Here is a 16,317-nt window from a genome sequence, read left to right as displayed (position 1 = left end):
CGCCACGGAAAACCGGGCGGCGTTTTTTTTGGGTTTTAAGCCAGATGAAGCTTAGCTTGCGCGCACTTCATTCAAGAAGTTGCCAACCTCACCGCGCAGCGTGCCCGACTGGCTGTTAAGCTTGTCAGACGCGCCAAGCACTTGATGGGCGGCTTCGCCGGTCTGGCGGGCGGCTTCCTGCATTTCGCGGATGTGGTTGGACACTTCCTGCGTGCTTTGAACCGCCTGCTGAACCGAGGTCGAGATTTCCGTGGTTGCCTGACCCTGTTCTTCGACCGCAGCCGCCACTTCGGACGCGATGTCATTCAGGTTGGCAATGATGCCGGTGATCCCGTCAATCGCGCCAACCGCCTGCTGGGTCGAGCCCTGAATACCGGAAATCTGTTCGGAGATATCCTCGGTCGCGCGCGCGGTCTGGTTGGCGAGGTTTTTGACCTCGTTGGCGACCACGGCAAAGCCCTTGCCAGCATCACCCGCACGGGCGGCCTCGATCGTGGCGTTGAGTGCCAGCAAGTTGGTCTGTTCGGCAATTGCCTGAATGATCTGCACGACCTCCCCGACTTTCTGGGCCGAGACATCAAGACCCTGAACCATTTCGTTGACCCGGTTTGCCTCGGTCGAGGCATTGGCGGTGATGTTCGATGTTTCATTTACCCGTGCGCTGATGTCGCGGATCGAAACAGCAAGCTGTTCGGCCGCACTTGCGACGGTTTCGACACTGTGATTGGCCTGTTCAACCGCGGCAACCACGGCCTGTGATCCGGCTTCGTTTTGTTGGACTGCGGCCACCATCGTCTGGGCGACTTCCTGCATTTCGCCAGATGCGCCAGACACACCGTCGACCACACCCATGACGGTTTGTTCAAACCGGCCGGCAAGGGCCGCCATGGCTTCGCGGCGTTTGGCCTCGGCACGTTCGCGTTCCTGTTCGCGTTCGCGATCAAGCTGGGCGACGCGCTTGGCGTTTTCCTTAAAGATTTCGACGGATGACGCCATTTCGCCGATTTCGTCATTGCGCTTAAGGCCCGGGATATCGACATCCAGTTCGCCATCGACAAGCGACCGCATCGCGCCATTGATCTTGACCATCGGGGTCAGGATCTGATGGCGCAGGACAAACCATGTGACGCCAAGCAAAACCACCAGAATGGCCGCCGCCAGGGCGACCTGAATGATAACGGCCTGCTGGACTTCGGCATTGACGCGATCAAGTGACCAGGCGGTGACCAGCATGCCCCGATACTGATCTTCGTCGCGGCGCTTGGAGTATTTGGTGATCGGGGCACCGACGATCACGGCATCTTCGGAAATGAAGCTGATGACTTCCTTGTTTTCAAGTTGCCCGAGATATGGCTCGATCAGGGCTGCCAGATCATGCTTTTTGAGCGTTTCCGACTGGTAGGTGCCAATGGCATCCCCACCGGGATTGGCCGCGATCAGGCTTGCAAGCTGCGAGCCTTCCTTGTCGGTGATCTTGCGGAATTCCTTTTCGACCGATGCACCATCCATGGCAATGAAGCCCGGCTGAACCGCCGTTGACAGCATTTCGGTTTTTTCGACCGATTCATTATACATGATTTCGATCATGGCATTGCGTTGCGAGACGGTCTGAATGGTCATCATCGCGGCAAAGCCGACGATGAGAAGTCCCACAATCACAAAAATTACTTTACGTCCGACGGAGGCACCGGATCTCTTAGGTTCGGCCATTTACGGTCTCCCAATCCTTCAAAGGCAGAATTAACCCAATCCCTAGATCTGATGTCGGTGATCGGCCTGAAGCTCCGATCATGTTACCGACAGTCAGGTTGTGACGAATTGTTGTCCTGTGTGATGTTCACAGTGACCAATTCGTGCGTTTATTTTTCCGTAATGAGGCACAAAGGTGTGGCGACTACATTCTGGTTTGTTGTTATGCCGCTGAGGCTACCCCATCTGGTAAAATTACTGAAACAAGAAACAATGGGCGTGGTGAATATTCCATTTCCGTAAAACCAAATGAATAAATCCACTTATTGGTAAGGCTTTTTTGGTAAATTATGCTTTGTGCAGGAAAGGCCACATGCCGCCGAATCGGGCGGTCAGTGCCGTGGTCAGTCTGTGGGAAATGCCTTTAACGGGGGCGATGGCTTTTGCCAGATAACGGCAAAGGCACCGGGGGAAACAGGAATGGCGAAAGCGGCGACAACGCGCAAAAAACGACCGGCAAAGAAGGCATCAAAGCCGTCTGCGGATAATATGGCAGCCAAACAGGATGATCCGGTGATCCCGGCAAAGGACGCCCCCAAAAAAACCGAAGATGTTGCTACCAGCGATCAAAGCATGCCGTCGGTCAAAAATGGTGATGCCGCGGTTCAGCGCCGACAGGTAATCAGTGACCTGTTTCAACGCGGTCTTGCCGCACATCAGGCCGGCCAGATTGACGATGCCATCCGTCTTTACAGCACGGCCCTGCGCCAGAACCCCAATCAACCGGATGTGTGGAACAACCTTGGCGTGGCGCTTCGTCGCAGCAAGAAGTTCGAGGCCGCCCTGATTGCCTATCGACGCGCGGCAGACTTGCGCCCCGGCAATGCCGGCTTGTGGTCGAATATGGGCAATTGTCTGCGCGAAATGATGCGGTTTGACGAGGCGCTTGTTGCGCACAAGAAGGCGCTTGAACTTGATGACACGGTGAAGTCGCATACGTTTAATACCGGCCTTGTGTATCGGGATATGAACCGCTTTGAAGAGGCGCTTGACTATTTCGACCGTGCGCTTGCGATTGATCCAGATTATGTCGATGCCAACTGGGACAAGTCATTGGCGCATCTTGCGCTTGGCAACTATGCCGAAGGTTGGGCGGGGTATGAGACGCGCCGCAAACTTGCCGATAATCCGATCCGGCCGCTTGAAACAGCGCCCGAGTGGGATGGCAAAGCTGATCTTCGCGGCAAACGCATTTTACTGCGTGCCGAGCAGGGGTTTGGCGACATGATCCAGTTTGCCCGTTTTGTGCCGCTGGTGGCTCAAAAGGCCGCACATGTGATCCTTGAATGCCGCAAGGAACTGATCCCGATCATGAAGACCGTGTCGGGTGTGGGTACCGTTGTGGAAAAGGGGCGCGCACTTCCGGAATTTGATGTGCATGTGCCGCTTCTAAGCCTGCCGCATGTGATGGGCATCGGATCCAAAGAGCTTCAGAAAATCTCGACCGATAGCTATATCTCCGCGCCGCAGGGCAAACGTGCGCGATTGGCACCGCCGCCCGGAACGGTGCTTAAGGTCGGGCTGATCTGGGCGGGCAAGCTTAATCCGCGGGATAGATCCTGCCCGCTTGAAACCTTGCTGCCGATCTTGTCGGCCAAGGGGGCGGCATTTTACAGCTTCCAGATTGATGATCGCCGCGGCGATATCGACAAGCTTGGCCTGCATGCCTTTGTCACCGACCTTGGCGATCATATTCATGATTTTGGCGACAGTGCCGCGTTGATGCAGGCGATGGATCTGGTGATCACGATTGACAGCTCGCCGGCCCATCTGGCGGGGGCGCTTGGCGTGCCGGTCTGGATGTTGCAGCTTTACACCACCGACTGGCGCTGGATGGTGCACCGGGCAGATAGCCCATGGTATCCGACCTTGCGGATCTATCGACAGGATAAACCCGGCGACTGGTCATCGGCGATCCAGAAACTCGGTAGTGATTTTTCAACCCTGCTGCAGGCGCGGATGAACGCGCAGTAACAACGCTGCCAGCGAATACTTGCCTTCGGGCCCAACAGGGCGTAGTTAAGCGGCTTGATTTTGTGGAATGCGGGTCTGGATGGTGATGCCTTTGGGTGACGCCTTTAGGTAATCTCTGGGCACATTCATTTGGCGAACCGATCTGGCGCAGGAGAATTCTTGTGAGCGAAGCTGCTTATAACAAAGGTTTCCCGGTTTCCTGGGAACAGATGCATCGCGATGCCCGTGCACTTGCATGGCGACTGTTGGAAAAAGGCCCGTTCAAGGGAATCGTGGCAATCACCCGTGGCGGTCTTGTGCCAGCGGCCATCATTGCCCGCGAACTTGATATTCGCCTGATTGATACGGTGTGCGTACGCAGCTACTCTGACAAGACGCGTGGCGATCTGGAATGGCTGAAAGACATCAAGGGTGACGGTACCGATATGCTGATCATTGATGATCTGGTCGATACCGGCAAAACCGCCAAGGCTGTGCGCGAAAAACTGCCGCATGCGCATTTCGCAACCGTTTACGCCAAGCCGCTTGGCCGTGAAATCGTTGACAGCTTTGTGACCGAAGTCTCCCAGGACACCTGGATTTACTTCCCCTGGGACATGGAACTGTCGGTCAACGCCCCGATCTCTGAACGCGTTCGTTAATCGACCTGGGGAAACTGTCCGTATCCCTTTAAGGCCGATTGCCAGACAAGGAGATTTCAGGATGACCCAATATTTACGCCCGGACTTCCGTCGCCAGTTGCACACCGCACGCCGATGGGCCGGGCGTTTGTGTTTGGGGGCCGTTTCTGCCGCGGCTGTGACCGCGGGAAACCTTCCCGCACAGGCCCAGCAGGTTTCCGAACGGGTGGCGCGCGTTCAATCGATGCTAACGGCTGAAAGTGGATATCGCCTTTCGGTCTTTGCCGAGGTCAGCAACGCCCGGACGATTGCGGTCGCCCCGGAGCTTAAAGGCGCTTTTGTCGGGACGCGCGGGCCGAACCTTTATTTCGTGCGTGACCAGGATGGCGATGGCTTTGCCGAGGACGTCAATCTGATTGCCGATGACTTCAAGCTGGCCAACGGGATTGCCTATAAACCCGGGACCTTGTTTGTCGCCGATCAACACCGCATCGTGTCCTATGATCTTGCCAATTTTGATGGCGAAAGCCTTGGTCGCCCGCGGATCCTGTTTACCAATCTGCCCGATGAGCGCCATCATGGTTGGCGCTATGCCGCGTTGTCACCGGATGGCGACCGCCTGTTTGTTGCGGTCGGGGCACCGTGCAATATCTGCAAGGTCAGTGGCCTTGAAGGGACGATCATTTCCATCCCGGTCAATGGCGGTGCACCGGATATTTATGCCAGTGGCATTCGCAATTCTGTCGGGCTGACCTTCCATCCTGAAACGGACGAGCTTTGGTTTACCGATAATGGCGGCGATATGCTGGGCGATAACATTCCGCGCGAGGAACTTAATCGTGCCAGCCAGTCTGGCCAGTTCTATGGCTATCCCTGGTATGCGGGGAACGACACCAGAAGCCCGCAATTTTCCGATGAAACGGTGCCAGAAGAAGTCACTTTCCCGGAATTTACCTTTAATGCCCATAATGCGCCGCTTGGCTTCACCTTCGATGGTGGGGATGCGCTGGTGGCGCTGCATGGATCCTGGAACCGCACAATTCCGGATGGGTACGAGGTGGTCCGGGTCGAATTCATCAATGGCAAGCCGGTAACAGAAAACCCGTTCCTTGTCGGTTTCCTGCGCAGCAATGGCGAAGTGATCGGGCGCCCGGTTGATGTGAAACACTATATCGACGGATCGATCCTGATTTCCGATGACCATGTCAGTGCGATCTGGCGTATGGTGCCGGAAGGCTAAAGTTTTCCGGTATTTGGTCGGGCAATTAATTGGATGGATCTGGATGGGACCGGCTTGCGTTGATCGGAAAAGCGGGCTATAAATCGCGCGCTTCGCGGGTGTAGTTCAATGGTAGAACGGCAGCTTCCCAAGCTGCATACGAGGGTTCGATTCCCTTCACCCGCTCCAAGCTTTTCCCGAACATCATCATATCCGACCCAGCGCACATGACGTCGTGCTATCGCATGCGCCTTGGCATGTTGTGGCATTGCCATTGCTGTCTTCGCCGTTGGCGGGACAACAGGCAATCAACCGATCACGCAGACGGTTTCGGGCGCGTTGGACGCGTGACTTCACTGTGGGGAGGGCGATGGCATTGCGGGTGGCAAAGTCGGTTTGCCGCGTGCCGTTAATGTCGATTTCTTCTAGAACGGTTTGGTCGGTTTCGCTCAATCGACCGATGAAGCCCATCACGCAGTCATGCAAACCGGGTTTGTCGTGCGGCTCGTCATGGTTCAACAGGGTCGGATCGGTATTGAGGGTCTGAAGTGCGGTATGTTCGCGCCCCTGTCGTCGATAGAAGTCCGCCACCTTGCTGCGTGCGACGGCATAAATCCAAGCGGACGGATTGGATGCCAACCGAAGGTCTGATTTTTTGCGGATAATCGTTTCAAGGATGTCGGCAACAACATCGTCGACCGCGTCCTGGGGAAGACGGTGATAGACGAAACTGCGCAGGCCTTTTTGCAAGGCCTGCCAGTCTGAAGTTGTGTGATGTGTCGATGCAAACTTCATGGTTCTTTACGTGCAGCACACCTGATCTGGTTGCAGTTCCTTGCCCGGTTGTTGGCCACAACAGCCAGCCCCCGACGTTTGTCGATCGGCAGACTGATTATCTGGCGCATCGTCAAGGATACGATACCACTCCCAGTCAAGTTCGTCTGGTCCTGTTGCCCAGAACTTAGCCTGCTTTGCGTGACAACATCCGGTTTCCGCAACGTCGCTGGTGACAAGATTACTTTGATGCAGCCGGGCTGACGCGGTTTCAAACGCCTGCTCGCTCAGACATTCGACACCGATATGGTTCAGGTTTTCGGTTGCCGCCGGGTGTTCGAACAAAACCAGCTTAAGCGGCGGGTTTTGAATTTCGAAATTGGCATATCCCGGCCGTTGTTTGTGCACCGGGCTTGCGAACATTTCGCTGTAAAACGCGATGGCACGGTCAAGGTTTTTCACATTCAAGGCAAGTTGCAGGCGCATCTTATTCTCCTGTTTGATCGAAGCGATAAAGAGGAAGACGCGCGAAGACGCCAAAAGATGCACCTGCCACCAAAAAGGAGCCGGTTACGGTGATGGCGGCAGATAGTTCAGGTTCATGTCACGTGCCTCTTCGTCGCTGCAGATTTTGGTGTCTGAGGCAAAATCGGCAAAGCGCGGATCAAGGGTGCTGAGGTAATTGCCCTTGCCGTCAGCGATGAACAGGCAGCGTCCGGTTTCACCTTCAAGCCGTTTGCCCGCCCGCCAGTCAGACGGGGTAATCATATCGCCACCATGGATGCCGATGCCGGCATTGTCGGCATCGCGCGACAGACGGTCATAACGATGGGAATAGCCCGCAATCGGCAGCGCTTCACCGTCGCTGATCATTGCCGCCGCCACGTCACGTTCACCGATCCCGCATTCGACAATGGGGAAATCACCGGCCTTGCCCGCGCGTTCCTGATCACCGGGCCAGCAATGGACATCAAACGGTGCCATGGCGAAATATTTGCGCAATTGCATGGCCGAAGACATGCCGCAGTCCCAGAAACTGCCATTATGCAGGCATTGCTGGCCAAGTTCCGGGGCGTCCATGCCAGCGATATCAAGCACCTGACCGGCAATCATGATGGTATCGCCATCAATCACCTGAACATCGCGACCCCTTGCTTCCAGTCCGGCCGGATCAGCAAGTTGGGGCGCGTTGTCAGCCGCATGGACCGGTGCGCTGTGCCAGTGAAGGCCAATGGCAATCAAGGCCGGAATGGCAAGAAGGACGATCAGGCGGATAACGCGTTTCACACTGGCCTCAAAGATCTGCGGGGTGAGTATTTGGCAAGAATGACACAACGGTCATGGCAAAAGAACAAGCAAAAAGAACGGCAAAATGATGACGCCTGTGTCGGGTGGGTAGCGGGCAGCGGGAATTGCCATCAATGGTGTCATGCACAATAACCGGATGCATCAATTGTCAATTGGCGCTACAAGCGGGTTTGTCTTTTGCTGTCAGGGAAGCTTGCTTGTTCCGTCTGCAACCCATCTTTTTCGTTGTCGGGGTTATGGTCATTATCATCGGTATATCGATGATGGTGCCTGCTGCTGTTGATCTTGCATATGGCAACCCGGACTGGAAAATTTTTGCCCAGGCCTCGATCACGACCATCGGGCTTGGCGGTATGGCGTGTCTTGCCTGCCGGTCCGATATCGGACCGCGTGTGACAGCACGTCAGGGCTATGTCCTGACGGTGGTGTCATGGATTGCGATTAGCCTGACCGGGTCCTTGCCGCTTTGGTACTCATCACTGGAAATCAGTTTCTGTGATGCGGTGTTTGAAACCGTTTCAGGCCTGACGACGACCGGGTCGACGATCCTGTCGGGGCTGGATGAATTGCCGCCGGGATTGTTGATTTGGCGATCGATCATGCAATGGCTGGGCGGGATCGGGATCATCGTCACCGCCCTTGCCCTGTTGCCAATGATGCGGGTTGGCGGCATGCAGCTTTTTCAGATGGAAAGTTCGGACCGGTCGGAAAAACTCAGTGGGCGCATGCGCGACATGTGCCTGCAGATCGTGATGATTTATTCCGTTCTGACCCTGGTGTGCATTGTGTTGTATCGCATTTTTGGCATGGGATGGTTTGATGCGATCAATTACGGCATGACGACCCTGTCGACCGGGGGCTATGCCACGTCGGACCTTTCATTTGCCAAGTTTGACACCAGCCTGTCGCTGCACTGGATTGCCATCCTGTTCATGTTTTTTGGTGGTTTGCCGTTTACCGCCTATGCGGTCTTTCTGCGCAAGCGTGCGATCAAGGCCGTGATCGGCAATCAGCAAATCAGATTGTTCTGCCTGATCATTGCCGGCTTTACGTTTTTGCTGACCGTGCGGTTGGTGCAGATATCGGATGACGGTATCTTCCGGTCGCTAACCATGGCGGCATTTAACCTTGTGTCGGTAATTACGACCACGGGCTATGCATCGGGTGATTATCTGTTGTGGGGCCCGGCGGCGGTCATGCTGTTTTTCTTTGCGACTTTTATCGGCGGCTGTTCGGGATCGACATCGGGCGGGTTCAAGATGTTTCGCCTGTATGTCGTGTTTACCGGGCTTCGTGCCCATTTCATGCGCCTGCGCAGTCCGTCGGCCGTGGTGGTCAGCCGCATTGATCGACATGAAATCACATCCGACATCTATAACGCGGTTACGGTCTATGTCTTCCTTTTGACCATCAGCTATATCGCGGTGACGATTGCCCTTGGTTTGACGGGGCTTGATCTGATTACCTCGATGAGTGCGGCGGCAACTGCGCTTGCCAATGTCGGGCCGGGGCTTGGCAATATCATCGGACCGGCGGGTAATTTCCAGTCATTGCCGGATTCCGCGAAGTGGATTTTGGATGTTGCCATGGTTCTGGGCCGGCTTGAGTTCGAGACGCTTCTTGTGCTGTTGATGCCGTCCTTCTGGCGCGACTGATCCCTGATTTTCATTTTGTCGATTGTTGCTTTTGGTCTGTGACGGTTGCCACAGACCGAAGGTTTACTTTGCGTCATTTTCGCGCCGTGTATAAGTTTGTAGCGTTAATAACAAACACACAAACAGTGGACACGGACATGAAACTGCAGAAAACGATCACGACCAAAATCGCCGGGGCCCTTGCGGTCCTTTTCCTGGCTGGTGCTGTTTCCGCATGTTCGCCCGAGGTGGGCAGCGAGGAATGGTGTAATGACCTTAAGGAAAAGCCGAAAGGCGACTGGACGGCAAACGAGGCGACGGATTTCGCCAAACATTGCCTGATGTGATCAGTGCATTCGCCTGATCGGACATTAAAACGATCAGCCGATTCTCTTTCATAGTCTGGATATGTCGTCTTTATGGCGGCTAAATCCGCCCTTTGACGTCTGCTTGGCGGTGGTACTGTTGAAGGGCGGATTTTTTATGTCAGCCCGTTTAAAGTCGCCATGGAACAATCTGTTGTCCGGTGCGTTTTTACTCAATCAGAACCGCGCATGAATGCAATGCAGCAAGGTACATTTGCGTTGCCTTGATTAATCCTTATAATGCGCGGCCCGTGAATGATCGCGGCAGTCGAATATGACAATAAATTTATTGCGAGGTTAGACAACTATTATGAGTGCCGAAAATCTCCATGTCGGTGTCATTGGCGCAACCGGTGCGGTTGGCGTCGAGCTGATCAACGTTATGTTTGATCGCAAGTTCCCTGTGGGTGAACTCACCCTGTTCGCGTCCGAGCGTTCAGCGGGCAAGACCGTGGAGACTAAATTCGGCACTAAGACCGTCGCGCTGTTTTCTGTTGAAGAAGCCAAACAGTGCGACATTGTCTTCCTTGCTGTTTCCGGTGATTTCGCCAAGGAATATGCGCCCAAGATTGCCGAAGGCGCGCTGGTGATTGATAACTCCTCGGCGTTCCGCCTCAATGACGATGTTCCGCTGATCGTGCCGGAAATCAATGGTCACCTTGCCAAAACGGCAAAACTGATCGCGAACCCGAACTGCACCACAGCGATTGCCGCAGTTGCCCTTTGGCCGCTGCATCAGGCCTTTGGCCTAAAGAAAGTGATCGTGTCGACCTATCAGGCCGCATCGGGTGCCGGTCAGCCGGGCATGAACGAACTGCGCGAAGGTCTGGCGGCTGGTCTTGCTGGCAAGCCGGTTCCGGCAGAGGTGTTTTCATCGCCGCTGGCGTTTAACGTGATCCCGCATATCGATACTTTCCAGGACAACGGCTATACCCGTGAAGAAATGAAAGTGACCTGGGAAACGCGCAAAATCTTTGGCGCGCCGGACCTTCCGGTATCGTGCACCGCGGTTCGTATTCCGACCGAGCGTACCCATTCCGAGGCCATTGTGGTTGAAACCGAAAAGGTTGTGACCCCGGAGGCGGCACGTGAAGTGCTTGCAAAGGCCAAGGGTGTGAAGCTTGTCGATGATCCGGCAAACAACAAATACCCGATGCCGCTGACTGCGACCGAACAGTATGACGTCGAAGTTGGCCGCATTCGTACCAACCTGATCTTTGGTGATCATGGTCTGGAACTGTTTGTTGCCGGTGACCAGTTGCTTAAGGGTGCTGCGCTTAACGCTGTTCAGATCGCCGAGGCATCTATCGCCGACTGATTGCGCACCGAAGCGAATTAAACAAAAAACACCCCCGGCAGAACATTCTGCCGGGGGTGTTTTTTTATCTGGTCGCAGCCTGACCGGATCAGGACAGGGAGATGTGATCGCGGCCGGATGCCTTGGCGGTATACAGCGCGTTGTCAACACGGGCCATCAGGGTATCAAGGTCTTCGCCATCGCGATATTCGGTGATGCCGGCACTGATGGTAACCGGAATATGATCGCGCCCGAAACGGACCGGGGCATTGCGGACAGAGTCGGCAAGTTCGCGCGCCTTTGTCATGGCTTCCTTGCGATCCTTTCCGGGGAACAGAATGACGAATTCATCCCCGCCCCAGCGACAGATCACGTCTGAGTCCTGCACATTCTGGCGAACCATGGTCAGAACTTCGCGAAGGGCGGCGTCCCCGCCCGGATGGCCATAGCCGTCGTTGATTTCCTTGAAGCCATCAACATCAAAACACATCACCGACAGCACCGATTTTTGCCGTTTTGCGTTCTGAACCGCCTGATCAAAGATCATGTCAAAGACCTGACGGTTAAACGTGCCGGTCAGTTTGTCACGCGATGCCAGTTCTTCGAGGCGTTTCTGATAATTACGCACGGTCAGGAAGGCGACCAGTCCGACCACGATCGTGATCAGCAACGAAATCGCGATATTGATGAACAGGGTGTTCTGAAGACGCGCATCAGATGAATAGTCACTTTGTTCAACAATCAGAAGCCAGCCGAATTCAGGCACCAGACGGCTGTTGACGAAATAGGTGTGTCCGCCATGTTCGTAACTGATCGAAGCGCCGGGCGAGGTCAGAATTTTGGTGGCCTGAGTACGCATGCCCGGGCGTTCCTGCAGGTTGTGGGCATCGCCAAAGCCGCTGCCGCGCAGGGTGACATGACCTTCGGTGTCGATGAAATAGATCGTCCTGCCATAGCGTGCCTGATAGGTTTCGATCAGATTGGTGACCGAACTGACCGCAAGGCCAACACCGGTAATGCCGATGACATTGCCGTCATAATCACGCACCTGATAATTGACAAAGATCGACAGGCGTGACCGATCAACCGTGTCATGGTCGATATTGATCTCGTAAGGTTGCTTCGCGTCACGGGCGCGGAAATACCAGCCATCGGCCGGGTCATCTTCGCTGACCTGTTTGATCACGCCGGTCGGGTGATAATAGTTCCGGGTTTCTTCGGAGATGAAATAGGACGTGATCGTGCCAAAGCGCGACTGAATTTCGCCCAGATACCTGGTGATCCGTTCCTGATCGTTTTCGCCAGAAAGCGCCCAGTCGCGAACGAACGTATCATGGGCCATCAACGAGGAAATGAAGATCGGCTGAAGCAGATCGCGCTGGATCTCGGAATAGATATTGTCGCTGGTCAGCGGAAGCGTGCTTTCGGAAATCTGTTCTTCAAGAGAATCCCGGGCGACATAGAAGCTTACAAAACTCGTGGTCAGAAACCCGACCGCCAGCAGAACGCACAGAATGATCGCGAAGTATAATTTCTTTCCCCACACGGGAAGCTCCCCAAGGATAGTCACAAGGCAGGCACCGATGATTGAACTCATCGTTTTTTGGTCTGGCTAATTTAGGGGAAAGCGCGCCATGTTGCACGACACAAAATCAAATATCGGGAGTTTTGCGTTCTTTGGGCGATGTGCAAAAGGCCAAAAGAAACCGGAAATTATATTGGAATGATTCTGATCAGCATGGAAGCTATCAGAAATAACTAATAATTTTAGACATCGTTATGCTGGTGTCGTCACGCAGTGTGGTGATATTGAAATTCGGATCAAAGGTGACGGTCGTTCATTAATCAGGGTGCGGGCGCGAACAGATCGTGTTGATGATCGTGAAATTTCGACGGCAAGGCAGCTTGCAACAGCTTAAAAGAACTGGACATTGTGGCCTCATATGCCAAGAATTTCGCTGCTTGTGATGAAGGGGGTACATGCAGACCGAATTTTCGGGTATGCAGTGGCTTCCGAAAACAGAACATCAGACGCACCATATGCCGTTTGTCCGGGGGGATTTCGCGGTGTATGTGCCAAGAGGCGCTTCATTGATCGATTTCCGTCCCATTCTTTTCATCGTCGGCATTTTGCTCTGTACGTTGTCGATTGGCATGTTCATCCCGGCGTTGGTCGACCTTTATTACGGGCAGCGTGACTGGATCGTGTTCTCGGCGGCGTCCTTTGTGTCGCTGTTTGTCGGCGGGGCATTGATCATGATGAATCGCATGGACAATCTCAAGATCAACTCGCGCCAGGCCTTTATCCTGACGACGCTGAGCTGGCTGGTTCTGACGGCGGCATCGGCACTGCCATTTGCCTTTTCCGATCTTGATATGTCCTATACCGACGCGTTTTTCGAAGCGATGTCAGGTATTTCCACCACCGGGTCGACCGTGATTGTCGGCCTTGATACCGCGCCGCAGGGGATCTTGCTGTGGCGGGCACTTTTGCAGTGGCTTGGCGGGATCGGGATTATTGTCATGGCGATTGCCGTCATGCCGATGCTGCGCGTTGGCGGGATGCAGTTGTTCCGCATGGAAAACTCCGACAAATCGGACAAGGCGTTCCCGCGCGCAACCCAGATCGCGATGGGAATCGCGATGCTGTATCTGAGTTTCACGGGGCTGTGGGCGATTATGTTGTGGTGGGCGGGCATGACGCCGTTTGATGCGATTGCGCACTCCATGACAACGATTGCCACCGGCGGCTTTTCGACCAAGGATGCGTCGATCGGGCATTACGATAGTGCGACGATTGATGTGATCATCACGCTTGGCATGGCGACGGGGGCGTTGCCGTTTATTTTGTATCTGCAGATGCTGCGCGGGCAGGGTCGCGCCTTGTTCCGCGACAGTCAGGTGCGCTGGTTCATCACAATTGCGGTTTCGATCGTTGTCGGGCTTGCGCTTTGGCATTCGGAAACAAACAATGTCGATTTCCTGTATGCACTGCGCTTTACGTCATTCAATATTGTGTCGGTTATGACCGGGACTGGTTATGCCACCACCGATTACGGGCTTTGGGGCCCGTTTGCGGTGACGGTGTTCTTCTTTGTCATGTTCATTGGCGGCTGTGCAGGATCTACAACCTGTGGGGTGAAGATCTTCCGCCTTCAGGTTCTGTATGAAATCGCCAAGATCCAGCTTTCGCACATGCTGCGTCCGCATGGCGTTTTCATTGCCTATTACAACCGCAAACCGCTTTCGGAAGATGTCACGGAATCGGTTCTGAGCTTCTTCTTCCTGTTTGTATTCTGCTTTGTGGTTCTGGCCGCAGCACTTGGTGCAATGGGACTTGATTTCATCACCGCAGTGTCGAGTGCCGGGACGGCGATTGCCAATGTCGGCCCGGGCCTTGGTCCGATTGTCGGCCCATCGGGCAATTTCGCAACACTTCCGGACGGGGCAAAGTGGCTAATGTCGATCGGGATGCTTATCGGTCGTCTTGAAGTGTTTACCGTATTGGTTCTGCTGTTCCCGGCCTTCTGGCGCGACTGATCAAAACCCAAGACATTTATCACCGAATTTTCCGGCACCCGCAGGCGACGCTTGCGGGTGCTTTTTTGTCTTGTTGACAAAATAGGACAATTGACCTAATTTCGGGAATGGGACAATTGTCCTAATTCAGATCAATCTGGCGGCATATCGGAAAATGGCATCAGAAACACGAGACCGGATTGTCGAGGCAGCGGACCTTCTATTTTACCAGCACGGGTTCGAGGCAACATCGTTTGCCGATATCGCAGCCACCGTCGGCATATCGCGCGGCAACTTTTATCATCACTTCAAGTCCAAGGACGACATCCTTGATGGTGTGATCAACCGCCGCCTTGCCAGTACCAAGCAGATGCTGGATCGCTGGGAAATTTCCGGATCAGACCCGGCGGAGCGTATTCGAAGCTTTATCCATATTCTGATCGTCAATGGCGAGAAAATCCGAAAATACGGCTGCCCGGTGGGTACGTTGTCGTCAGAACTGGCGAAACTGAACCACGCGGCCAAAAGCGATGCCGCTGCGCTGTTCACCCTGTTTCGCAGTTGGTTGTGCCGACAGTTTGAACAGTTGGGCTTTGGAGACCGGTCAGATGAATTGGCCATGCATATCCTTGGTCGTAGCCAGGGTGTGGCGACCCTTGCCAATGCGTTTGATGATGACCGGTTCCTGCATCACGAGGTCGAACTGATGTGCACCTGGCTTGATGATCAGATTGCCGATCTTGCCCGCAAAAATAATCCAGACAGGGAGTAGACGATGTTTGCGATCTTTTTGAAATTTGCCGAAAACCGCCCAAAGGCCGCGGAATTCATGGACGCGCACAAAGCGTGGATCAAGCAGGGCTTTGATGATGGTGTGTTTCTGATGGTCGGTAGCCTGCAACCCAACATGGGCGGTGCGGTTCTGGCCCATGGTGTGTCGCGCGATGAGATTGAAACCCGCGTGAATGCCGATCCGTTCGTTGTCGAAGGGATCGTTAGCGCCGAGATTTTGGAAATCTCGCCCGCGCGTGCCGATCAACGTCTTGATTTCCTGATGGCCTGAGCAATGAGCAAAACAACAATCGGAACGGATGGAAAATGCCGGTGTGCCTGGTGTGACGCGGCGCCGGAATTTAACGCCTATCACGACACAGAATGGGGTTTTCCGGTGACCGACGACATCCGGCTGTTTGAGAAAATCTGTCTTGAAGGGTTTCAGTCGGGATTAAGCTGGCGCACGATCCTGACCAAGCGCGAGAATTTCCGCAAAGCCTTTGCCGGTTTCGATTTTCACAAGGTTGCCCAGTTTGATGATGCGGATGTCAAACGTTTGCTTGGTGATGCCGGGATCATCCGGCATCGCGGCAAGATCGAGGCATCGATCAACAATGCCAAACGGGCCTGCGAAATGGTGGCCGAGGAAGGATCACTTGCCGCCTATTTCTGGCGGTTTGAACCGAAACCGGATGAGGTGGATCCGCCACAGTCGATGTCAACTTCGCCGACGTCGGTGGCACTTTCCAAGGATCTCAAAAAACGCGGATGGAAGTTCGTCGGGCCGACCACGGTGTTTGCGTTCATGCAGGCGATGGGCCTGATCAATGATCACGCGCAAGGCTGCTTTTTGCGCCAACAGATTGACGACATGCGTGCGTCATTGGTCCGCCCAAGCTGATGTGATGTCAAAAGAACACCCCTTGTCCGTAACTGGACAAGGGGTTTTGAGGGCGGGGACCATTTCGGATCCCCTGATGATAATCCGGCAAGGATTATGGGGTATTCGACATGCGGTCTCACTTGAGGTGCCAACGCCAAGGGAGGGTGCAACAGGGGGTAGGAAGGCTTCAAAAGAATACGG

At 54.5% G+C, this 16,317-nt stretch carries 15 protein-coding genes and 1 tRNA gene; 11 read left to right on the top strand and 5 right to left on the bottom strand.

Annotation, left to right across the window (positions count from 1 at the left end):
- Nucleotides 1-51 precede the first annotated feature (51 nt).
- Nucleotides 52-1,710: a methyl-accepting chemotaxis protein gene (locus DY252_RS21415; protein ID WP_064788185.1), complete on the bottom strand. Its 1,659-nt coding sequence runs from the start codon at nt 1,708-1,710 to the stop codon at nt 52-54.
- Between the two features lie 459 nt (nt 1,711-2,169).
- Here DY252_RS21415 and DY252_RS21410 point away from each other — a divergent pair, with 459 nt between their 5' ends.
- The 4 genes from DY252_RS21410 to DY252_RS21395 all read left to right on the top strand — a co-directional run bounded on the left by DY252_RS21410 (nt 2,170) and on the right by DY252_RS21395 (nt 5,751).
- Nucleotides 2,170-3,723, top strand: coding sequence for a tetratricopeptide repeat protein (locus DY252_RS21410; RefSeq protein WP_064788186.1), 1,554 nt, complete (start codon nt 2,170-2,172; stop codon nt 3,721-3,723).
- Between the two features lie 161 nt (nt 3,724-3,884).
- On the top strand, nt 3,885-4,364 hold the full coding sequence (gpt, locus tag DY252_RS21405; RefSeq protein WP_008889111.1) for a xanthine phosphoribosyltransferase: 480 nt from the start codon (nt 3,885-3,887) through the stop codon (nt 4,362-4,364).
- A gap of 61 nt (nt 4,365-4,425) precedes the next feature.
- Nucleotides 4,426-5,583, top strand: coding sequence for a PQQ-dependent sugar dehydrogenase (locus DY252_RS21400; protein WP_064788187.1), 1,158 nt, complete (start codon nt 4,426-4,428; stop codon nt 5,581-5,583).
- 94 nt (nt 5,584-5,677) lie between these two features.
- Nucleotides 5,678-5,751, top strand: a tRNA-Gly gene (locus DY252_RS21395).
- 18 nt (nt 5,752-5,769) lie between these two features.
- Here DY252_RS21395 and DY252_RS21390 read toward each other — a convergent pair.
- The 3 genes from DY252_RS21390 to DY252_RS21380 form a co-directional block, all read right to left on the bottom strand.
- Complete coding sequence (locus tag DY252_RS21390) at nt 5,770-6,357, bottom strand: sigma factor (protein ID WP_064788188.1); 588 nt, start codon at nt 6,355-6,357, stop codon at nt 5,770-5,772.
- A 6-nt stretch (nt 6,358-6,363) separates the two neighbouring features.
- Nucleotides 6,364-6,822 carry an ArsI/CadI family heavy metal resistance metalloenzyme gene (locus DY252_RS21385; protein ID WP_064788189.1) on the bottom strand — a complete coding sequence of 153 codons (459 nt, stop codon included), beginning with the start codon at nt 6,820-6,822 and terminating at the stop codon, nt 6,364-6,366.
- A gap of 84 nt (nt 6,823-6,906) precedes the next feature.
- The gene (locus DY252_RS21380) at nt 6,907-7,623 is read right to left on the bottom strand and encodes a thermonuclease family protein (RefSeq protein ID WP_064788190.1); all 717 of its coding nucleotides are present in this window, start codon (nt 7,621-7,623) and stop codon (nt 6,907-6,909) included.
- Nucleotides 7,624-7,880: 257 nt separating this feature from the next.
- Here DY252_RS21380 and DY252_RS21375 point away from each other — a divergent pair, with 257 nt between their 5' ends.
- The 3 genes from DY252_RS21375 to DY252_RS21365 all read left to right on the top strand — a co-directional run bounded on the left by DY252_RS21375 (nt 7,881) and on the right by DY252_RS21365 (nt 10,961).
- Nucleotides 7,881-9,299, top strand: a complete 1,419-nt coding sequence (locus DY252_RS21375) for a TrkH family potassium uptake protein (protein ID WP_064788348.1) — start codon at nt 7,881-7,883, stop codon at nt 9,297-9,299.
- Between the two features lie 137 nt (nt 9,300-9,436).
- Nucleotides 9,437-9,625 (top strand): DUF3012 domain-containing protein, encoded by a 189-nt coding sequence (locus tag DY252_RS21370; protein WP_008889117.1) that lies wholly within the window; start codon nt 9,437-9,439, stop codon nt 9,623-9,625.
- A gap of 328 nt (nt 9,626-9,953) precedes the next feature.
- Entirely contained in the window at nt 9,954-10,961 is a 1,008-nt protein-coding gene (locus DY252_RS21365; protein WP_008889118.1) for an aspartate-semialdehyde dehydrogenase, read from the top strand.
- Between the two features lie 88 nt (nt 10,962-11,049).
- Here the strand turns inward: DY252_RS21365 and DY252_RS21360 are convergent, their stop codons facing one another.
- Nucleotides 11,050-12,486, bottom strand: coding sequence for a sensor domain-containing diguanylate cyclase (locus DY252_RS21360; RefSeq protein ID WP_064788349.1), 1,437 nt, complete (start codon nt 12,484-12,486; stop codon nt 11,050-11,052).
- A gap of 434 nt (nt 12,487-12,920) precedes the next feature.
- Here DY252_RS21360 and DY252_RS21355 point away from each other — a divergent pair, with 434 nt between their 5' ends.
- The 4 genes from DY252_RS21355 to DY252_RS21340 all read left to right on the top strand — a co-directional run bounded on the left by DY252_RS21355 (nt 12,921) and on the right by DY252_RS21340 (nt 16,134).
- Nucleotides 12,921-14,480, top strand: a complete 1,560-nt coding sequence (locus DY252_RS21355) for a TrkH family potassium uptake protein (protein WP_231959668.1) — start codon at nt 12,921-12,923, stop codon at nt 14,478-14,480.
- A 154-nt stretch (nt 14,481-14,634) separates the two neighbouring features.
- Nucleotides 14,635-15,231 carry a TetR/AcrR family transcriptional regulator gene (locus DY252_RS21350; RefSeq protein WP_064788191.1) on the top strand — a complete coding sequence of 199 codons (597 nt, stop codon included), beginning with the start codon at nt 14,635-14,637 and terminating at the stop codon, nt 15,229-15,231.
- A 3-nt stretch (nt 15,232-15,234) separates the two neighbouring features.
- On the top strand, nt 15,235-15,522 hold the full coding sequence (locus DY252_RS21345; protein ID WP_064788192.1) for a YciI family protein: 288 nt from the start codon (nt 15,235-15,237) through the stop codon (nt 15,520-15,522).
- 3 nt (nt 15,523-15,525) lie between these two features.
- Nucleotides 15,526-16,134 carry a DNA-3-methyladenine glycosylase I gene (locus tag DY252_RS21340; RefSeq protein WP_008889123.1) on the top strand — a complete coding sequence of 203 codons (609 nt, stop codon included), beginning with the start codon at nt 15,526-15,528 and terminating at the stop codon, nt 16,132-16,134.
- Nucleotides 16,135-16,317 lie beyond the last annotated feature (183 nt).

The sequence above is a fragment of the Thalassospira indica genome, from assembly GCF_003403095.1.
Lineage (GTDB): Bacteria > Pseudomonadota > Alphaproteobacteria > Rhodospirillales > Thalassospiraceae > Thalassospira > Thalassospira indica.
The sequence above is the reverse complement of the archived record's forward strand: the minus strand, read 5'-3'. Positions and strand labels throughout refer to the sequence as shown.